This is a genomic window from Bradyrhizobium pachyrhizi (assembly GCF_001189245.1).
Lineage (GTDB): Bacteria > Pseudomonadota > Alphaproteobacteria > Rhizobiales > Xanthobacteraceae > Bradyrhizobium > Bradyrhizobium pachyrhizi.
This window is the reverse complement of record NZ_LFIQ01000054.1, coordinates 1-305: the sequence shown is the minus strand read 5'-3', so window position 1 is coordinate 305 and position 305 is coordinate 1. Positions and strand designations below refer to the sequence as shown.

The window sequence follows — 305 nt, the reverse complement described above, 5'->3', positions numbered from 1 at the left end:
CCGAGCGATTCCACCTGCTCCTTGGTGGCCGGGCGCACGTCGGTCGCGGTGACGACGGCCCCGAGCCGCCGCGCGGTCGCGATCGCCTGCAGGCCGGCGACGCCGACGCCCATCACGAACACCTTCGCGGCCGGAACGGTGCCGGCGGCGGTCATCATCATCGGGAAGGCGCGGCCAAAGGCCTCGGCGCCCTCGATCACGGCGCGGTAGCCGGCCAGGTTGGCCTGCGAGGACAAGACGTCCATCACCTGCGCACGGGTGATGCGCGGCATCAATTCCATCGCGAAGGCGGACACGCCGGCATC

At 71.8% G+C, this 305-nt stretch carries 1 pseudogene; it reads right to left on the bottom strand.

Annotation, left to right across the window (positions count from 1 at the left end):
• Positions 1 to 305 (bottom strand): annotated as a pseudogene (locus tag AKL29_RS10760) (NAD(P)(+) transhydrogenase (Re/Si-specific) subunit alpha); the annotation flags it as partial.